This window comes from Butyricicoccus pullicaecorum (assembly GCF_002160355.1).
Taxonomy (GTDB): Bacteria; Bacillota; Clostridia; order Oscillospirales; family Butyricicoccaceae; genus Butyricicoccus; species Butyricicoccus pullicaecorum.
In genome coordinates, this window is the sequence record NZ_NFKK01000027.1 from 1 (window position 1) to 17,549 (window position 17,549).

Below are 17,549 nucleotides of genomic sequence, written 5' to 3' on the forward strand. Positions count from 1 at the left end.
TTTCCAGTGTACAGGATTTAGAAGAGCGTCGGTAGTGGCTTTATCTTTTCCGACTAAATTTGGTTGCGAACGCTCGACACTTGAAGGTTAGTTTCGCCCGACCCGAATACTGGGGAATCATCGTTAATTTTTAAAGATTCTGCCGTTTTATGATAGATGTGGCGAAGAGGTATATGGGGATTATCTCTAACGACGACAAGTCCATAGACATTATTTTGATCTATTTTGACATGATCTGAGAATGGGTTGTATGATGTGGGAAAACGGTCATGGATATGTTTGTATATTTGCTTACATGCTTTTGCTAAACGAGAGACCTCATCATTAAATGTATTGTCTTGAAAAATTCGGAGATCTCTTTTAGGAGTGTACATTTTACTATCAAAAAAGATGAAATGATCCCCTTTTCGAGCCATAACATCTAGAGTACGTTGCTCTTTCTTCCCGGATTGTTCTTTCTTCCCGATATGATAAATTTGTTCGGGAAATACCTCATCAAATATATTACTAGCATGGATTATATGGTATAAATATGGCTCAAGCACCTCTTTGCCAATGAGTTCGGATAACTTATTATTTGAATCAGTTAAACGATACAATAAAGATGAAGTAATGGATCGGATTAAAAGATGAGGTAAAGGAAGATATAAATTTCCAGATTCAATAATGAAAGGATATGAATACGATGGTCTTAAGCAGTACAGATAATCTGAGATATTTGTCGTTATAGAATTTAACTCTTCTATATATTCTTCTCTGGTTAATGATAATTGAAGAATTATGGGGTTGAATCGTTCAAATATGAAATCCATCAATTTTTTGGAAAAATCAATATTGTGTGAGCTGAATAATAGCCAGAGAAATTGCCCGAAAAGCAAAAAATCTGAATATGTACAACCAAATTTGCTTTGGAAAAGTTGAGGCATATCGATTTTATCATTGCGGAATGAAAAGTAGTAATTGTATCGGTATAACTTATACGGATAAAACTCTTGGCCGTCGAATTGGATAGCGGATAATGCCATTATCAAGTTATCTGCAAAGGTTGTTAAAGGATTTCCTTTTTGAATTATTTCTTTTAGAAGAGGGTGATCATAGTTTCGTATGGTGCTAATTATACGGGGGGAAATCTTCTGTTTATCACTGAAACGATCATTTTTCCATTCTTTAAAAGCAACAGAGAAAAGGAAAAAAGTTTCTAGCTCCCATGGCAAAGGTGAATGCCTATACCTAGACAGCGTGTTTAAACCTTGAATTTCCATTAGCTGCCTGGAATGGTATTGACATATTTTTACTTTTTCTTCAAATGAAAAACGCTTTAAAATTTGAGGTATCTGTTCATATTCATAAACTTCCATTAACTAACCTTCTCTCATCATATTATATAATTACTGACGCCCCAGGTGACGCCATCAACCCACTGCAAGCCCTATAAATCTGTGCTTCTGGGATTCTCTGCTGCGCAGATCAAAGAACATATAAAAATAATAAAATCACACCATAAAAGCAAAAATACCGGCTATTATATGCAATTTTGTGCACATAGTAGCCGGTATAAATTTGGAGCGGATGACGGGAATCGAACCCGCATGGTCAGCTTGGGAAGCTGAAGTTCTACCACTAAACTACATCCGCGGATAGATACATTTTAATCTTCCGCGGAATGTTTGTCAAGGGGATTCGGTCGAGCAAATCAGCCTTGTACCGACTGTGCGATCGCCTGAGCAAGTGCGAGCAGATCGGTGCGAGTTGCATCCTTCACTGCCGAACGGATGGTGACAGTCTGCTCGAGAACGGACATATTTTTGAGTTCATCGACGAGTGCATGCATATTTTTCGCGCAGGTCGGAGCCCAGGAACCATTTTCGATCAAAGCGACAGTGCGATTCTGCACATTGAGTGCCTTCATATCGTGCAACAGCGTCAGCATAGGGGGATAAATGCCGTTGTTGTAGGTAGGCGCGGCGAGAACGATGTGACTGCACCGGAAAATCTCGGAGATGGCTTCGGAGACATGAATTTCGGACAGGTCGTAGACTGCGAGGTTGTGTACACCGGCATCAGCGAGTGCGCAGGCGAGCAGATCAGCAGCGTTTTCGGTGTCGCCATACATGGAGCCGTAGAAGATGGCGACAGCCTTTTCTTCGGGCTGATAGCGACTCCAAAGGTCATATTTTTCGAGCAGTACACTTAAATCTTTGCGCCAAACCAGACCGTGCAGCGGGCAGATGGTCTGGATATCGACAGCAGCAAGCTTTTTGAGTGCATTCTGCACCTGAACACCATATTTACCGACAATATTGGCATAGTAACGACGATAGTCAGGCAGCCAATCGCGGGCGAAATCGATTTCGTCGGCGAAGAGCGTGCCACCCAGTGCACCGAAAGAGCCAAATGCATCAGCGGAAAAGAGAACCTTTTCGGACTGCTCGTAGGTCATCATAACCTCGGGCCAGTGCACCATTGGTGTAAAGAAAAATTGCAGGGTATGCGAGCCGAGCGAGAGGGTCTGACCGTCCTGAACGGTGATGGTGCGGCCGTCCAGCGGGAGGTCATAGAACTGCGAAAACAGAGTGAGCGTCTTGGCATTGCCGACCAGCTGAAGGTCGGGGAAACGCTCGAGCAGGGCGACGATACCCGCGCAGTGGTCGGGTTCCATGTGGTTGAGAATGAGGTAGTCAAGCGGGCGACCATCGAGCGCAGCACTGACATTCTCCAGAAAGCGCTGGAGGATGGAAGAATCAGCGGTGTCAAGCAGGGCGGTTTTCTGATCGGAAATCAGGTAACTATTGTAGGAAACACCACGTGGAATGGGGAAAAGGTTTTCGAAACGGGAGAGGCGGCGATCACTGCCGCCGACCCAGGTGATCGCGGGAGAAATGTGTCTGATGACATGCATAAAGAGGACTCCTTTTAATGTTAGTTCTGGTTAACTTTAGTCTGATTTTATGATACCACGGCGCAGTGCCTGCGTCAAGGCAGATGTGAAAGAAAGTTGCACGAAAATGGGTAAAAAAGTCGCGAAAAACGATGAAAACAGACAAATATCGCCGGAGGAAAGGTTTGGAAGTAGGTCGTGCACTATGTACAAAGCAATATGCAAAAAAATCCGAGAACTTGTTTACAATAGCGCATAAAAACGGTATAATAGTATAGTAAAGCTGGCCTATGTGAGCAGAAAAGGGGGAACGTCCGGCGTGCAGTCGGCGTATGTTGCATGAATATCACCAAGATCTTAAACAATAATGTGGCAGTTTCGCGGAATGCACAGGGCAAGGAAGTTGTGGTTATGGGACGGGGACTGGCATTTAAGTCCCGTATCGGTGACCTAATCGACCCGTCTAAGGTCGAAAAAACCTTCACTTTGTCCGAACCGGGTGCCTCGGCCAAGTTTCTGGAAATTGCGAGCAGCATTCCTTTGCAGCACATGCTCATGGCCGAACGGATTATTGGACATGCAAAGCTCCATCTGGGCAAGAAGCTCAGCGACAGCATCTATGTAACCCTGCCTGACCATATCTCGGGTTCGATCACTCGAGAACAGGAGGGTATCGTGCTTTCCAATCCCCTCAAGTGGGACATCCGTCGGTTTTATCCCGATGAATTCGAGATCGGCTGCAAAGCGGTTGCGGTCATCGAGGAAGAGACCGGTATCCACTTCGACGATGATGAGGCGGCATTTATTGCGCTGCATTTTGTCAATGCGGAGATGGAAGATGATACCCAGAGCGTAGGCGGTGCCTATCGGGTCACCTGCATCATGCAGGAGGTCTGCGCCATCGTCCACGACACCTTCCAGATTGACTTTGATGAAAGCTCGCTCAGTTACTATCGCTTTATCACCCATCTCAAGTTTTTCGCCCAGCGCGTTCTGTCCGGCACGCATTATGACGATGACGAACAGGAAATGCTCGAGGTCATCCGCCTGAAATATCCGGCGGCTTATGCCTGCACCGAGCGCATCGGTGAAATGGTAGAAAAACAGTACCATTTTGCCATGACGTCGGACGAAAAGCTCTATTTAACCGCCCACATTGCGCGGATTCAACCCGCGCGGGAAAAATGATATCATGGAGTAGAAGGAGAACAGTAATGATGATTACGATCAATGGCAAGGGCGTATCCAGCGGCGTGGCTGTCGGCCCGCTGTATTTCTACCGCCGCAGCACCGGCGCGGTACCGCGTGTGACCGACGCTGATCCGGCAGTTGAATGGGCACGCTTCGAGGCTGCGAAGGCAACCGCGATCGGCCAGCTCGGTGAACTGTACGAAAAGGCACTCAACGAGGCGGGCGAAGAGGCAGCAATCCTGTTCGAAACCCACCAGATGATGCTCGATGACCTCGATTACGTAGAAGCTATTCAGGGCCTGATCGAGAGCGATCACCTGAATGCAGAGGCAGCAGTCAGCGACACCGGCGTGCAGTTCGCTGAGATGTTCGCAGCAATGGACGACAGCTACATGCAGGCACGTGCAGCCGACGTGAAGGACATTTCCAACCGCGTTGTTGGCATCCTGATGGGTGCAGTTCAGGGCGGTATCGACTCCGACGTACCGGTTATCCTGGCATCTGACGATCTGGCACCGTCCGAGACCGTACAGCTCGATAAGTCCAAGATTCTGGGCTTTGTCACCGCAGGCGGTTCGGGCAACTCCCACACCGCAATTCTGGCACGCACCATGGGCATCCCGGCAATCATCGGCGTAGGCGACCAGCTCAAGGAAGCTTACGAGGGCAAGGAAGTCTTTGTTGACGGCCAGACCGGTGAAGTTGTCGTAGACGCAGACGAGGTTACCCGTGACCGTCTGACCAAGAAGCAGTCCAAGGAGCGCGCACTCAAGGAGCTGCTCGACCAGCTCAAGGGCAAGCCCAACGAGACCGTAGACGGCAAGAACATCATGGTTTACTGCAACATCGGTAACCCTGGTGATATGGATGCAGTTCTGGCAAATGACGGCGGCGGCATCGGCCTGTTCCGTTCGGAGTTCCTGTACCTGCAGGGCAATGACTATCCGACCGAGGAAGAGCAGTTCCAGGCATATAAGACGGTTGCAGAGCGCATGGGCGGCAAGCGTGTTATCATCCGTACGCTGGACATCGGCGCAGACAAGCAGGCTGATTACTTCAACCTCGACCACGAGGAGAACCCGGCAATGGGTCTGCGTGCAATCCGTATCTGCCTGACCCGTCCGGATGTCTTCAAGACCCAGCTGCGTGCACTGTATCGCGCATCTGCATACGGTAAGGTAGCAATCATGTTCCCGATGATCACCTCTGTATGGGAAGTTCAGGAGATCAAGCGCATCTGTAAGAATGTCCGCGAGGAGCTGGCAGCAGAGGGCGTGCCGATGGCAGACTATGTCGAGCTGGGTATCATGATCGAGACCCCGTCGGCAGTTATGATGAGTGACCGTCTGGCGAAGGAAGTTGACTTCTTCTCTGTTGGTACCAACGACCTGACCCAGTACACGCTGGCAGTTGACCGTCAGGGCAACAACCTGGACAAGTTCTACGATTCTCACCATCCGGCAGTTCTGCGTATGCTCAAGATGGCAGCAGACAACGCACACGCTGCTGGTATCTGGATCGGTATTTGCGGCGAGCTGGGTGCAGACACCAGCCTGACCGAGACCTTCCTGGCAATCGGCATCGACGAGCTGTCGGTATCCCCGGCATCTGTCCTGCCGCTGCGCAACGCAATTCGTTCGATCGATTCCCGTGTCAATCACGACAAGATTCTGAACGAGCTGCTCGAGTCCTAAGACAAACAGCAAAGACCGGAACCTGATTGGGTTCCGGTCTTTTTGCATAAGCTTAAAGAATATGAGCATAGAAAAAGCGCATCCCGAAGGATGCGCCTTTTTGATGGTTTAAATTACAGCTCACACTCGGACAGTGCATCTGCGTCTGCGATGACGGTAACATCGGGATGCAGCTGCAGGATGGAAGCCGGAACACGGGGCGTGATCGGGCCAAAGAATGCCTTCTTGACGATGGGAGCCTTGTCCTTGCCGCTGACAACAACCAGGATCTTCTTAGCCGACATGATAGTGCCGATACCCATGGTGTAAGCCTGACGCGGAACCTCATCGATGGAAGCGAAGAAGCGCTTGTTTGCCTCGATGGTGCTCTCCTGCAGGTCGACACAGTTGGTGCCCTTTGCGAAGACATCGGAAGGCTCGTTGAAGCCAATGTGGCCGTTATGACCCATGCCCAGCAGCTGGAGATCAACGCCGCCCAGCTCAGCAACGATGCGGTCGTAATCTGCGCAAGCCTTTTCTGCATCGGGCTCTTCGCCGTCCGGAATGTGCAGGTTGTCGAAGTTGATGTTGATGTGGTTGAAGAAATTGTCCTTCATGAAGTAATCGTAGCTCTGGTCGTTGGACTTGGGCAGGCCACGGTACTCGTCAAGGTTTGCGGTCTTGACCTGAGAGAAGTCCAGATCACCCTTCTTGTACCACTCGATGAGCTGCTTGTAGGTGCCGATCGGGGAGGAGCCGGTTGCCAGACCGAGAACACAGTCGGGCTTGAGGATAACCTGTGCCGAAATGATGTTTGCGGCCTTGCGGCTCATGTCATTGTAATCCTTTGCAGCGATAATTCTCATGGAAAATGCACTCCTTCTTTTTGATATGTATGGTGAAATAAAGGACGTCAGAAATAGATAATCGGGGCGGACGCAAACCGTCCACCCCGAATGTATGAGTTTACATGAGTTTCTTGAACTCGTCAGCAACAAACTGAACCTTGGTGCCGACAACGACCTGAACAGCGGTCTTGCTCGGACGGATGACGCCGGCAATACCAGCGGACTTGATTTTCTTCTCGTCTACGAGCAGGGGGTCCTTGACCTCGAGGCGCAGACGGGTGATGCAGTTGTCAACCGAGGTGACGTTGCCAGCGCCGCCCAGACCTTCCAGAATGATCTGAGCCGTGGTGGTAAAGTCATTGTTTGCCAGCTGAACCTTGCTCTCGTCAACAGCCTCGTCATCATCCTCACGACCGGGGGTCTTGAGGTTAAGTGCGGAAATCATCACGCGGAATACGAGGTAGAAGATTACCAGAGCAGCCAGGCCGAGCGGAATGATCAGCAGGGTCTTAGCAGCAGCCGGCAGGCTTGCGGAGAATACCAGGTCGGTCAGGCCAGCCGAGAAGGAGAAGCCAGCGCGGAAGCCCAGAGCGACGGTAACAGCAGCGAAGATGCCGTACAGCAGAGCGTAAACAACGTACAGAACGGGAGCCAGGAACATGAATGCGAACTCGAACGGCTCGGTAACGCCGCAGACGAATGCGCTCAGTGCAGCAGCGCCCAGCAGGCCGGCAGCGATCTTCTTCTTGTTGGACTTCGCGGTGTGAACCATAGCCAGTGCAGCGCCGGGGATACCGAACATCATGCAGGGGAAGAAGCCGGACATGTACATACCGAGGCTGTGGCCGTCGGTAGCAGCGGTAGCGCCAGCCCAGAACTGACCGAGGTCGTTGATGCCGATGGCGTCAAACCAGAATACGGAGTTGAGTGCGTGGTGCAGACCGAAGGGAATGAGCAGACGGTTGAGGAACGCGTAGATACCAGCGCCGACAGCACCCAGGCTGACGATACCGGAACCCAGAGCAACCAGAGCGCCGTAAACGACCGGCCATACGAAGAACAGGATGGCAGCCATGATGATGGAAACGACTGCGGTAACGATTGCAACGCAGCGCTTGCCGGAGAAGAACGAGAGTGCGTCGGGCAGCTTGGTGTCCTTGAACTTGTTGTAGCAAGCAGCACCGATGATACCAGCGAGGATACCGATGAACTGGGTCTCGATCTTGGAGAAAGCCGGATCGACTGCCTCAACAGCAACGCTGGTCAGCGTACCAACGACAGCGGGCTGCAGGAGCTTGGTCATCATCAGCCAGGATACCAGACCGGACAGGCCGGCAGTACCATCGTTGTCCTTTGCCATGCCGACGGCAACGCCGACAGCGAACAGCCAGGACATGTTGTCGATCAGCGCGCCGCCTGCCTTAACCAGGAAGAAGCCGATGATCTGAAGGGCGCCCGACACGTCACCACCCTGCATGGTGGCGGGACAGAGCGCGTAACCGATGCCCATCAGGATACCGCAGACGGGCAGACATGCGACGGGAAGCATCAGAGACTTACCGAGTCGCTGCAAGAATTTCATCATAGTTTTACCCCTCCAATGATGAATTAGATTTTTTTGCTGCCGAAGCAGCGCTTACTGTATTGCGATGCATCCGGTAGGGGACACATCATAAAGCTGACTTTGCCGAATGAGGCGCGGACAGCCCGCAATCATAAATTACTTTTTGAGGGTGAGCAGATCGCCCATTGCCTCGACCGAACCGGCCTTGAAGCTTACATTGCTGAAGTCATCTGCATTGCAGACAACGACCGGCGTGATGGTGTCGTAGCCGGCTGCACGGATGGCGTCGATGTCAAACTCCATGAGCAGATCGCCAGCCTTAACCTTGTCGCCGGTTGCGCAGTGCGGGGTGTAATGTGCACCCTTGAGCATTACGGTGTCAAGACCAACATGAATCAGCAGTTCCACGCCGTCCGAGGTGTCGAGCGAGACTGCATGACCGGTTTCGAACATCATGGAAACCGTTGCATCAACCGGAGCGACCACACGGCCAACCGTAGGCTTGATCGCGCAGCCCTGACCGAGGATGCCCTGCGCGAAGGTAGGATCACTCACCTCAGACAGTGCGACTGCCTCACCGGCAACCGGAGCGGGAATAGAGATACCGCCGCCGCCAAACATACTTTTGAGTTTTCCGAACATAGAAACACAGCCTTTCTATCACAAAATAGAGTTTTCGGCGCAGAGGATCGATGCACACAGTTGAGAGCAAACAAAAAAACCAAACTTCCCCAGGGTATAGGTATTACTATACTGAAGAAATTTGGTTTTGCCTGCATAACCAGTAACAATCCAAGTAAGAATGTAAACAGATTTTTAAATTTTCTTTGCCGTTGAGTATATTCTAACAAAGGGGATAGGGAATGTCAACCGGGTTTTGGGCAAAACGCGAGGACAGAACGCACAAATGTACACGGCAGAAATTGTAAGATATTCATAAAGAGAAATGGAAAAGGACGGGGAAAACGGTCGAACGCCCAAAAAGCGGGTCGACGGCTTTTCAGGGAGAAGGCAGTCATGCTATAATAAAGACAAATCAGAAAAGTGCATCCGCGGCGAGTGCCGAGCGGATGAGAAAGGAGGTGCGGTATGGCGCTGCCAACCGCATTTTTGACGCGCATGGAGAGGCTTTTGGGGGAAGAGTACCCGGACTTTGTCCGTGCGATGGAGGGGCCGCGCGCCTTTGGTCTGCGCATCAATCCGCTCAAAGAGCCGCAGACCGAGCTGCCCTTTGCAGCGCGGTTTGGACTGCACCCGGTATCGTGGGCACGCGAGGGATATTACTATGATCCCGAGACCAGACCGGGACGGCATCCCTATTATGAAGCGGGCGTATACTACATTCAGGAGCCGTCTGCGATGGCAGTCGGTGCACTGGCCGATCCCAAGCCGGGCGAGCGCGTGCTCGATCTGTGCGCAGCCCCCGGCGGTAAGACCACGCATCTGGCTGGACGGATGCAGGGCGAGGGTATCCTGATCGCCAACGAGATCCACCCCGGACGAGCCAAGATTCTGTCGCAGAGCGTGGAACGTGCAGGCATCCGTAATTGCATGGTGACCAATGAGACGCCGCAGCGGCTGGCCGATCGTTTCCCGGGTTATTTTGACTGCATCGTGGTCGATGCACCGTGCTCGGGTGAGGGTATGTTCCGCAAGGAAGAGATCGCGGTGACCGAATGGACTGAAGATGCGCCTGTAAAGTGCGCGGCCAGACAGGACGAGATTCTGGACTGCGCGGTGAGCATGCTGCGTCCGGGCGGCAGACTGGTGTATTCGACCTGTACCTTCGCACCCGAGGAGGACGAGGGCAGCGTGCAGCGCCTGCTCGATCGTTACCCGGAAATGCAGGTGGAAACCGTGCCCGGAGACGCACATTTCGCACCCGGCCGACCGGAATGGACGGAAAACGGCCATCCATCACTCACACAGACCTTCCGTTTGTTCCCGCATCGGCTGGATGGCGAAGGACATTTTGCCGCCGTCCTGCGCAAGACCGATGGGCAAACCGGTCGTGCACCTGCACTGGCGCAATGCCTGCCGGATAAGAAAATTCCCGGGGAATATCGTACATTTGAGGCCGAAAACCTGTATGTAAAGTTTAAAAACTTGACACTATGTGGAGACCAGCTTTGGGCGCTCCCAGATGATCTGCCGGACGGAAACGGCCTGCGCGTGCTGCGTCAGGGCTTACAGCTGGGCACCGTGCGCAAGGGACGCTTTGAACCGGCGCATGCACTGGCGCTCGCGCTGCACGCGGAGGATGCCCAGCGCGTCATTGATCTGCCCGCAGAGCAGCCGCTGGTCGAGCGCTACCTGCGCGGCGAGGCAATCCCGTGGGAAGGCGAGAACGGCTGGACACTGGTGCTGACCGATGGATATTCCTTAGGATGGGGAAAGACCTCGGGCGGCATGCTCAAGAACCATTACCCCAAGGGTCTGCGCTGGAAGTAATTGCCCGGGACATAAGAAAAGCACCGTCTGATGACGGTGCTTTTTGATGCGTGTAAAGACTTAGCCCTTTACTTGCTGCAGAGCCTGATGCAGGCACTTGGCGAGCTGGTCGGAGCAAGAGGTACCCTTGCCGCCGCAGTCGATGCCAGTGAATGCCTTTTCGATCTGATCAACGGTCATGCCCTCGCAGATCGAGCCGATGGCCTTGAGGTTGCCGTTGCAGCCGCCTACGAAAGAAATGTTGTGAACGGTGTCGCCGTCCAGATCGAACTCAACCAGACGAGCGCAAACGCCCTGCGGCTTACACATAAAATGCTGCATGGTGATATATATCTCCTTTGAAAATTAGTTGTCGAGTGCGGAACGGATGAGGTCAGCCGCCTGATAGAAGTCGGCAGCCTCGAGGAAGGGGAAGTCAGCGGTCACAGACGGCTCGTCGTGCACGTGGAGCCACAGACCGTCGATACCGACGCGGTGTGCGCCGATGATGTCGTGGGTAAAGTTGTCGCCGACCATGAGCGCCTCGGCGGGCGTACAGCCAGCTTTTTTGAGTGCCAGCTCAAAGATGGGAGAGTCGGGCTTGTCGCGTCCGGCCTCCTCGCTGGTGACCAAAAAGTCCACCTTGTCAGCCAGTCCCAGACGGCACAGCTTGCGCATCTGGATGCCGACCAGCATGTTGGTGCACACACCGACCTTGACGCCGTGCTCGCGCAGCTCGGTCAGGAAGTCGGCAGCACCGGGGCGTACGATCATGTGGTCAAAGACAGCCGACCAGTACAGATCGTGCATGGCTTCCGCGTGCGGAATGGGGTTGATGCCGAAGGCCTCGAGCGCCTGCTGTGCGACCAGCGTGCGGTCGTGGATTTCGGGCTCGCGGGGCAGTACAACCTTGAGGTCTTCACGTGCCTGACGGATGCGAGCAGTGAATTCCTCGGCAGATACGCCGCAGTTGGCCGCGGCATACTGTCCGCAGCGGACAAATCCCTCGGCGTCACCCTCCGGGAAACCGCTGTACAGGGTGTCGTCCAAATCAAAAAATACAGCTTTGCGTTTCATAGATTGTCCTTTGTGTAGATGGATTAGAGAAGGGCTTCGTCGTAAACCGCACGGCTGCCGCCGACAAACTTGGGGCGTACGCGTGCAGCGAGTACGATGGCCTCACCGATCTGACGGCGGGACAGACGGACGGGCACCGCGACATGCGCGAGATGCATGCCGATGAGCGTGCCGCCGATGTCCAGACCGGCGCGTGCACGGACGTGCTCGACCGCGACCGGGTCAGAGAAGGTGTGATAGGCAGCAGTGGCGAAGGAGCCGCCTGCCTTGGGCTGGGGCACGACGTTGACTGCCTCGTAGCCGAATGCGTCCGCGGTGGAGCGCTCGACGATCAGTGCGCGGTTTAAGTGCTCGCAGCACTGCGCAGCCAGACGCAGACCGTGCTGCGACAATACGGGGAGTAGACCGTCCAGAATGGCCTGTGCGACCCCGGGACTGGAAGCCGTGCCGATCTTGGAGCCTAACACCTCGCTCGAGGAGCAGCCGACGACGACAAGGTCACCCGGCTTGCATTTTGCCTGTGAAAGCAGGCTTTCCATGGCTTCGCGGGTCTGCGCCGTGACGTCATGCAGGAAAGCTTCGGTTGCCATAGAGAAATCCCTCCTTTACTGGGAAAGACCCCTGCCGGAAGGGCAGGGGCGGAAAAAACGGTGTTACTTAGCGCTTGTTGGATCTTCTCCACAGGTGCATCTTGTCAGCCTGCTCGATCAGCTCGTCGCGGAACTTGGGGTGCGCGATGGAGATGAGGGCCTCGGCACGCTGCCAGGAGGACAGACCCTTGAGGCAGACCTTGCCGTACTCGGTGACCACGTAGTGAACGTTCGGGCGAGCATCGGTGACGATGGAGCCGTTGTCCAGGGTGGGCAGGATGCGCGACTGCAGGTTGCCCTGCTTGTCGGTGAAGGAAGAGGAACAGCAGATGAAGCTCTTGCCGCCCTTGGACAGGTAAGCGCCCAGAACGAAGTCGAGCTGACCGCCTGCACCGCTGATCTGCTTGATGCCGGCGGACTCGGAGTTGACCTGACCGAAGAGGTCGAGGTTTACCGCATTGTTGATGGATACGAAGTTATCGATCTGCGCGATGGTGCGGGCATCATTGGTGTAGCTGACCGGAGCGCTCATACAGGACGGGTTGTCATTGATGAAGTCATAGAGCTTCTGGGTACCTGCGCCGAACGCGAAGGTCTGACGACCGCGGTCGATGGACTTCTGAGAACCGGTGATCTTGCCGGCCATGGTGATGTCGACGAACGCATCAACGTACATCTCGGTGTGAACGCCGAGATGCTTGAGGTCGGACTGTGCGATCAGAGAGCCGACAGCATTGGGCATACCGCCGATGCCGAGCTGCAGGCAAGCGCCGTTGGGGATTTCCTCAACGATGAGCTTTGCGACTGCCTCGTCGACCTCGGTTGCCGGGCCGCCGCCGCCCAGGATACCGATGGGGGAGTCGGACTCGACGATCATGTCAACCTTGGAGACATGGATACCTTCCTCAAAGCCGCCCAGGCAGCGTGGCATGTTGGGATTGACCTCAACGATGATAACGCGTGCACGCTCACAGACAGCAGCCATGTGGGACGCGTTGGGACCGAAGCTGAAATAGCCCTGCTTGTCCATCGGGGAAACCTGGAACATTGCCACGTCAATGGGCTCACAGTTCTCGCGAATCCAGCGGGGCAGCTCGGAGTAGCGCAGCGCACCGTAGAAGGTGTTGCCGTTTGCGATCATCTTACGCTCGATGCCGGACATGTGCCAGGAGTTCCAGGTCAGACGCTCGTTTGCCTCGGGAGCCGAGAAGCAGGCGAGCGGACGCAGCAGGATACCGCCGCGGAACTTGACGTCAGACAGCTCGGGGACACGCTTTGCCAGCGCGAGATCGAGAGCGTAGGGAGTGCCGGTGCACCAGCCAAAGTCGACCCAATCACCCGACTTGACAACCTTGACCGCTTCATCGGCCGAGGTTAATTTTTTCTGATATTCCTGTTCAAAAGCCATCGGAATAGTTCCTCCTTTGATGAGAGAATAAAACCTTTTCAGTACAGGATTTATTATACGTTTTTTTGACAGGCAGGTCAAGTAAGGTGCAGAAAAAGTAAAGAAAGGCACGATAACCTGCAAAAAAACGATCAAATCTTGACAAAAAGACGGTGCATTTTTAAGCGTGTGCCGATCAGAGGGGAGCAGCGACACCGTTGATGCGTGCCGAGTCGCCCTCATCTAAGGGAATGACCAGGCAGCGGCGGCCGTCAATGACCTGTGCTTCGATGTGCTCGGCCTTGTCCGCCGAGACCTGAAGCACGATTGCGGGCGAGGTTTCATCCCAGGGAAGGTCGGAGTCGGCAGTCTGCTCGTTTTTCTCGGCGAGCTGCTGCTCAAGGGATTCAATCTTGCTGGTCAGGGCAAGGGTAGCCTCACGCTGTAAACCAGCTTGTACCAGTTTGTTGTCGATGAGGTTCTGTGCACAGGGCAGGGCGTCGGCAAAGGTGGACTGGTAGTCGCGTACAATCTGTTCCTTGGCTTCCTGCGGCATGGCAACATCGACCATCACGTCGGAAACAGCCTCTGCGGTCAGTTCGATGGGCGGCAGACCGTCCTCGTCGCGGGTGGCAACCAATTCGTTGAGATTTTTCTGGATTTGCAGGAAGGCGTTCTCGGCCTGTTCCTTTTCGGTACCAAAAGCTTCGGTGACCAGATTCTGAAAGGCGTTTTTCTCCTCGGAGGCCGTGCGCTGGACGGCGCAGCCCAGAACATGACGCATGAGGTCGTGCTGGGAGTCCTTGCCGGGCTTGACAAAGTACATCACCGAGCTGAGATCGGCCGAGCGATTGGAAAACGCGGGATAGACAAAGCCGATCTCGGGCAGACCGACCACCCAGTCGCGCACGAGGGGGCCGAAAGAGTTGTCGTCCTCGTGGTAGCTCAGACCGGGCTTGGACAACTCGACCGGGCACAGGGCGCACAGTAAGTACTCGTATACTTCCTCAGACTCGTCGAGCTTGGCGTGATCTTCGGCACGCGAGGGCACGTCGTAGACGTCGTGGAAGAGCAGAATGAGGTAATTCCCGGCATAATTGTAGTGTTCGATGACCAGTTCGTAGAAGCGGTCGAGCATGCCGCCGTTTTTGAGCTTGCTTTCTTTGAGTGCAATCAGAAACTGACGAATCTCGGCAGTGTTTTCATTTTCGGCCATGGACAGCTCGAGCAGATTGCCGCCGGGAGTACCCGAGAGCACCTTTTTTGCGATTTCGAGGTATTTATAGAAGGCATCGTCTTCCAGATCGAGGAAGGGCTGCGCAAACTTGGTAATGATGGTTCGATTCCCGCCGACATAGCAGCCTGCCATACGGGAGAAGGAACAACCGTTCTTGGTCAGACGACGGCGCAGTTCGAGCACATCGCGCTTGGTAAGGTTCATAAGACACAAGATCCTTTCGCTTTGATATCTTTTTCAGTATAGCGTGAAAGGCAGGGCGGGTGCAAGCGCAAATTGTAAAGAATCCCGGTGCACCGCAGGGGCACACCGGGACGAGGAGATGGTTTGGTTTAGATCTTGGGACGTTTGCGCGGATCGGGCAGACGCTGTACGTCAAACTCGGGGTTGTAGGCGTAGTAGTTGCGCGCATCCAGATTTTCCTGAACGTTGCGCAGGGCGTCACCGAAGCGCTGGAAGTGAACGACCTCGCGCTGACGCAGGAACTTGATCGGGTCGCGGACATCGGGGTCGTCGATCAGGCGCAGCAGGTTATCGTAAGTTGTGCGCGCTTTCTGCTCTGGTGCATGGCGGATGACACAACCTAGGGCTTGTGTTCGGGGTGACGCTCCAGCCAGCGCACGGCATAGGGACAGGTTGCTGTGAAGGTCAGACCGCTTTTCTGAATGTCGTCCAGTGCCAGACGCATGAGGGTATCTGCGACCTGCTGGCCGCGCAGATCGGGATGAACATAGGTGTGATTGATATTTACAACATTATCATGTGCGAGCGGAAAGGTGATCTCGGCGAGCAATTCACCCTGCGGAGAAGAGAGGGAGATGCGGTTGGATTCGTGTACATAATTCATGCAAAACAGCTCCTTTTGCAGCAAAAATGTTCATTATTTCGTACGTAGTTCGTAAATACGAAATAACAAAGAGGAAAAATTATGGTTATTTCACGGAGCACAAATCGTGAATGATACGATAAGTATGACACAAAATCACCAAAGCAACAAGTAGGGAGGCAAAAGAAAGACACATAAAAAATACAAAAATAAAAATTTTAGACCAACATTTACTCAAAAGTTGCAAATTGTGAAAATTCCGCAGAGAAATGGCAAATTAACCGGTGGATTTCGGTGATATTGCGGGTAAAAACGGAAGAAATCCAGGTTGACGAAGAAGGATGGATGTGGTATATTGAATGCGAAAAAACAAGAGTTACCATGAATATGAGCAAAATACATACTGTATGCGCAAAATATGAAGGTAGGATACAAAGAGCCTGTTTTCTCAAGCGTTGAAAAAACAGGAATTTTTGTGCCATCATCGTTTTTTCGGGAGATTTTTACCTGGCAGAAAGCCGGTGTACTAACCGGCATCGGCACAATACATTTAAATCCAATATCAAAAGGAGACTTGAACATGGATTTCCATCTGACCCGTGAACAGGATCTGGTTCGCCGGATGATGAAGGACTTCACCGAGACTGAAGTCAAGCCCATCGCTGCAGAGACCGATGAGACCTGCACTTATCCCCGCGAGAACATCGAGAAGCTGTTTGACCTCGGTGTAATGGGTATGATCGTACCGAAGGAGTACGGCGGCGCTGGCGCAGACGACCTGTGCAGTGCACTTGCAATCGAGGAGCTGTCCAAGCAGTGCGCTTCGACCGGCGACATCGTTGCAACCCATAACGGCCTGTGCTGCGGTCCGATCCTCCAGCATGGTACCGAAGAGCAGAAGCAGAAGTACCTGCGCATGCTGACCGAGGGTCACAAGGTAGGCGCATTCTGCCTGACCGAGCCCGACGCTGGTTCTGACGCATCTAAGGGCACCTGCACCGCAGTTCTCGAGGGCGACCACTATGTCCTCAACGGCTCTAAGATCTTCATCACCAACGGTTACGTTGCTGAAGTATTTGTTGTATTTGCAATGACCGACCCGTCCAAGGGCACCAAGGGCATTTCCGCGTTCATCGTAGAGAGCTCCTTCCCGGGCTTCTCGGTAGGCAAGCACGAGTCCAAGATGGGCCTGCATGGTTCGCCCACCTCCGAGATCGTCTTCACCGACTGCATCGTTCCCAAGGAGAACCTGCTCGGCCGTGAAGGCAAGGGCTTCAACATCGCAATGCAGACTCTGGACGGCGGCCGTATCGGCATCGCTGCTCAGGCTCTGGGTATTGCAGAGGGCGCAATGGAAGAGGCTATGAACTTCGCTAAGAGCCGTGTACAGTTCGGCCGTCCGATCTCGAAGTTCCAGAACTCCCAGTTCGCATTTGCAGACATGCACGTAGCAATCGAGGCAGGCCGCCTGCTGACCTACAAGGCTGCAATGAAGAAGACTGCTGGCGAGAAGTTCACCCTGGATGCTGCAACGGCTAAGCTGTTCACCTCCGAGGCTGCTATGAACATCACCACCAAGGCTGTACAGATGTGCGGTGGTTACGGTTACACGAAGGATTACCCGGTAGAGCGCATGATGCGTGACGCTAAGATCACCGAGATCTATGAGGGTACTTCGGAAATCCAGCGCGTTGTCATCTCGGGCAACATCCTGGGTAAGTAAGGAAATAGGAGGAGTAACTGAATTATGAAAGCTATCGTTTGCGTAAAGCAGGTTCCTGATACCTCCGGTAAGGTTGCAGTTAATCCGGACGGCACCCTCAACCGCGCCTCCATGGCGACCATCAT

Annotated in this window: 15 protein-coding genes, 1 tRNA gene and 2 pseudogenes; 5 read left to right on the top strand and 13 right to left on the bottom strand. The window is 53.3% G+C overall.

The window, feature by feature from the left end:
- Positions 1-53: 53 nt before the first annotated feature.
- The 3 genes from B5F17_RS13730 to B5F17_RS13740 form a co-directional block, all read right to left on the bottom strand.
- On the bottom strand, positions 54-1,358 hold the full coding sequence (locus B5F17_RS13730) for a hypothetical protein (RefSeq protein WP_087374728.1): 1,305 nt from the start codon (positions 1,356-1,358) through the stop codon (positions 54-56).
- A 203-nt stretch (positions 1,359-1,561) separates the two neighbouring features.
- Positions 1,562-1,635 (bottom strand) — tRNA-Gly (locus B5F17_RS13735).
- 58 nt (positions 1,636-1,693) lie between these two features.
- On the bottom strand, positions 1,694-2,899 hold the full coding sequence (locus B5F17_RS13740) for an FprA family A-type flavoprotein (protein ID WP_087374730.1): 1,206 nt from the start codon (positions 2,897-2,899) through the stop codon (positions 1,694-1,696).
- Positions 2,900-3,217: 318 nt separating this feature from the next.
- Here B5F17_RS13740 and licT point away from each other — a divergent pair, with 318 nt between their 5' ends.
- Positions 3,218-4,066 carry a BglG family transcription antiterminator LicT gene (gene licT, locus B5F17_RS13745; protein WP_087374732.1) on the top strand — a complete coding sequence of 283 codons (849 nt, stop codon included), beginning with the start codon at positions 3,218-3,220 and terminating at the stop codon, positions 4,064-4,066.
- Positions 4,067-4,095: 29 nt separating this feature from the next.
- On the top strand, positions 4,096-5,763 hold the full coding sequence (gene ptsP / locus B5F17_RS13750) for a phosphoenolpyruvate--protein phosphotransferase (RefSeq protein WP_087374750.1): 1,668 nt from the start codon (positions 4,096-4,098) through the stop codon (positions 5,761-5,763).
- Between the two features lie 113 nt (positions 5,764-5,876).
- Here the strand turns inward: ptsP and nagB are convergent, their stop codons facing one another.
- The 3 genes from nagB to B5F17_RS13765 form a co-directional block, all read right to left on the bottom strand.
- Positions 5,877-6,608 carry a glucosamine-6-phosphate deaminase gene (gene nagB / locus B5F17_RS13755; RefSeq protein WP_016146883.1) on the bottom strand — a complete coding sequence of 244 codons (732 nt, stop codon included), beginning with the start codon at positions 6,606-6,608 and terminating at the stop codon, positions 5,877-5,879.
- 100 nt (positions 6,609-6,708) lie between these two features.
- On the bottom strand, positions 6,709-8,175 hold the full coding sequence (gene nagE, locus B5F17_RS13760; protein WP_087374734.1) for an N-acetylglucosamine-specific PTS transporter subunit IIBC: 1,467 nt from the start codon (positions 8,173-8,175) through the stop codon (positions 6,709-6,711).
- 135 nt (positions 8,176-8,310) lie between these two features.
- Positions 8,311-8,796 (bottom strand): PTS sugar transporter subunit IIA, encoded by a 486-nt coding sequence (locus B5F17_RS13765; RefSeq protein ID WP_087374736.1) that lies wholly within the window; start codon positions 8,794-8,796, stop codon positions 8,311-8,313.
- 447 nt (positions 8,797-9,243) lie between these two features.
- Here B5F17_RS13765 and B5F17_RS13770 point away from each other — a divergent pair, with 447 nt between their 5' ends.
- Entirely contained in the window at positions 9,244-10,605 is a 1,362-nt protein-coding gene (locus B5F17_RS13770; protein WP_087374738.1) for an RsmB/NOP family class I SAM-dependent RNA methyltransferase, read from the top strand.
- A 60-nt stretch (positions 10,606-10,665) separates the two neighbouring features.
- Here the strand turns inward: B5F17_RS13770 and B5F17_RS13775 are convergent, their stop codons facing one another.
- The 7 genes and pseudogenes from B5F17_RS13775 to B5F17_RS13805 form a co-directional block, all read right to left on the bottom strand.
- On the bottom strand, positions 10,666-10,926 hold the full coding sequence (locus tag B5F17_RS13775; RefSeq protein ID WP_016146879.1) for a TIGR03905 family TSCPD domain-containing protein: 261 nt from the start codon (positions 10,924-10,926) through the stop codon (positions 10,666-10,668).
- 24 nt (positions 10,927-10,950) lie between these two features.
- Positions 10,951-11,661 carry an HAD family hydrolase gene (locus B5F17_RS13780; protein WP_087374740.1) on the bottom strand — a complete coding sequence of 237 codons (711 nt, stop codon included), beginning with the start codon at positions 11,659-11,661 and terminating at the stop codon, positions 10,951-10,953.
- Positions 11,662-11,684: 23 nt separating this feature from the next.
- Positions 11,685-12,251 carry a TIGR01440 family protein gene (locus tag B5F17_RS13785; protein ID WP_087374742.1) on the bottom strand — a complete coding sequence of 189 codons (567 nt, stop codon included), beginning with the start codon at positions 12,249-12,251 and terminating at the stop codon, positions 11,685-11,687.
- Positions 12,252-12,318: 67 nt separating this feature from the next.
- Positions 12,319-13,659, bottom strand: a complete 1,341-nt coding sequence (locus tag B5F17_RS13790) for a butyryl-CoA:acetate CoA-transferase (protein ID WP_087374743.1) — start codon at positions 13,657-13,659, stop codon at positions 12,319-12,321.
- A 175-nt stretch (positions 13,660-13,834) separates the two neighbouring features.
- The gene (locus tag B5F17_RS13795; protein ID WP_087374745.1) at positions 13,835-15,079 is read right to left on the bottom strand and encodes a DUF4317 domain-containing protein; all 1,245 of its coding nucleotides are present in this window, start codon (positions 15,077-15,079) and stop codon (positions 13,835-13,837) included.
- 128 nt (positions 15,080-15,207) lie between these two features.
- Positions 15,208-15,441: pseudogene (locus tag B5F17_RS13800) on the bottom strand (manganese catalase family protein); the annotation flags it as partial.
- 17 nt (positions 15,442-15,458) lie between these two features.
- A complete protein-coding gene (locus B5F17_RS13805) occupies positions 15,459-15,722 on the bottom strand; it encodes a GNAT family N-acetyltransferase (protein WP_087374746.1) in 264 nt (87 codons plus the stop codon).
- Between the two features lie 559 nt (positions 15,723-16,281).
- Between B5F17_RS13805 and B5F17_RS13810 the strand changes: the two genes are divergently transcribed.
- The gene (locus tag B5F17_RS13810) at positions 16,282-17,424 is read left to right on the top strand and encodes an acyl-CoA dehydrogenase (protein ID WP_087374748.1); all 1,143 of its coding nucleotides are present in this window, start codon (positions 16,282-16,284) and stop codon (positions 17,422-17,424) included.
- A 24-nt stretch (positions 17,425-17,448) separates the two neighbouring features.
- Positions 17,449-17,549, top strand: a pseudogene (locus B5F17_RS15155) (electron transfer flavoprotein subunit beta); the annotation flags it as partial.

What these genes read in the sequence shown, in the direction of transcription:
- B5F17_RS13730 (WP_087374728.1), bottom strand. Translation starts at nt 1,358, where the DNA reads ATGGAAGTTTATGAATATGAACAGATACCTCAAATTTTAAAGCGTTTT.
- B5F17_RS13740 (WP_087374730.1), bottom strand. Translation starts at nt 2,899, where the DNA reads ATGCATGTCATCAGACACATTTCTCCCGCGATCACCTGGGTCGGCGGC.
- licT (WP_087374732.1), top strand. Translation starts at nt 3,218, where the DNA reads ATGAATATCACCAAGATCTTAAACAATAATGTGGCAGTTTCGCGGAAT.
- ptsP (WP_087374750.1), top strand. Translation starts at nt 4,096, where the DNA reads ATGATTACGATCAATGGCAAGGGCGTATCCAGCGGCGTGGCTGTCGGC.
- nagB (WP_016146883.1), bottom strand. Translation starts at nt 6,608, where the DNA reads ATGAGAATTATCGCTGCAAAGGATTACAATGACATGAGCCGCAAGGCC.
- nagE (WP_087374734.1), bottom strand. Translation starts at nt 8,175, where the DNA reads ATGATGAAATTCTTGCAGCGACTCGGTAAGTCTCTGATGCTTCCCGTC.
- B5F17_RS13765 (WP_087374736.1), bottom strand. Translation starts at nt 8,796, where the DNA reads ATGTTCGGAAAACTCAAAAGTATGTTTGGCGGCGGCGGTATCTCTATT.
- B5F17_RS13770 (WP_087374738.1), top strand. Translation starts at nt 9,244, where the DNA reads ATGGCGCTGCCAACCGCATTTTTGACGCGCATGGAGAGGCTTTTGGGG.
- B5F17_RS13775 (WP_016146879.1), bottom strand. Translation starts at nt 10,926, where the DNA reads ATGCAGCATTTTATGTGTAAGCCGCAGGGCGTTTGCGCTCGTCTGGTT.
- B5F17_RS13780 (WP_087374740.1), bottom strand. Translation starts at nt 11,661, where the DNA reads ATGAAACGCAAAGCTGTATTTTTTGATTTGGACGACACCCTGTACAGC.
- B5F17_RS13785 (WP_087374742.1), bottom strand. Translation starts at nt 12,251, where the DNA reads ATGGCAACCGAAGCTTTCCTGCATGACGTCACGGCGCAGACCCGCGAA.
- B5F17_RS13790 (WP_087374743.1), bottom strand. Translation starts at nt 13,659, where the DNA reads ATGGCTTTTGAACAGGAATATCAGAAAAAATTAACCTCGGCCGATGAA.
- B5F17_RS13795 (WP_087374745.1), bottom strand. Translation starts at nt 15,079, where the DNA reads ATGAACCTTACCAAGCGCGATGTGCTCGAACTGCGCCGTCGTCTGACC.
- B5F17_RS13805 (WP_087374746.1), bottom strand. Translation starts at nt 15,722, where the DNA reads ATGAATTATGTACACGAATCCAACCGCATCTCCCTCTCTTCTCCGCAG.
- B5F17_RS13810 (WP_087374748.1), top strand. Translation starts at nt 16,282, where the DNA reads ATGGATTTCCATCTGACCCGTGAACAGGATCTGGTTCGCCGGATGATG.